The sequence below is a fragment of the Mesorhizobium sp. M8A.F.Ca.ET.207.01.1.1 genome (genome assembly GCF_004794715.1).
Taxonomy (GTDB): Bacteria; Pseudomonadota; Alphaproteobacteria; order Rhizobiales; family Rhizobiaceae; genus Mesorhizobium.
Window position 1 is genome coordinate 1 of sequence record NZ_SRUS01000456.1, and the last position, 307, is coordinate 307.

Genomic DNA, 307 nt, shown 5'->3' on the forward strand with positions numbered 1-307 from the left:
GGTGGAGCGCGTTCAGTCGAACTCAGCCCCGGCTGATTCCAGGCGCTGCCGGTACGCCGCGCGGTGCTGGTACAGGCGCTGGCATTCGGCGGACCTGTGGATGCGGCTGGCCGGTTCGCTGGCCACCGAGTCGCACATCCGCGCGATGTGGTTGCTGGCGGCCAGCTTGGTCACGAAGAACACGGCAGTGATGCCGGTACCGAGCAGCACCACGTACAGCAGGCGGCTGAGCCATCTCTACCGCCGGCGCTCGACGTGCTGCTGGAGGGTCAGGTCGAAACGGATGCTGCTGATCCCGATCCAGATG

At 66.8% G+C, this 307-nt stretch carries 1 protein-coding gene; it reads left to right on the forward strand.

Annotation, left to right across the window (positions count from 1 at the left end; genetic code table 11):
• Window positions 1-100: 100 nt before the first annotated feature.
• A partial coding sequence (locus EN850_RS36955) for a hypothetical protein (RefSeq protein WP_210238084.1) occupies window positions 101-307 on the forward strand: 207 nt, incomplete at its 3' end.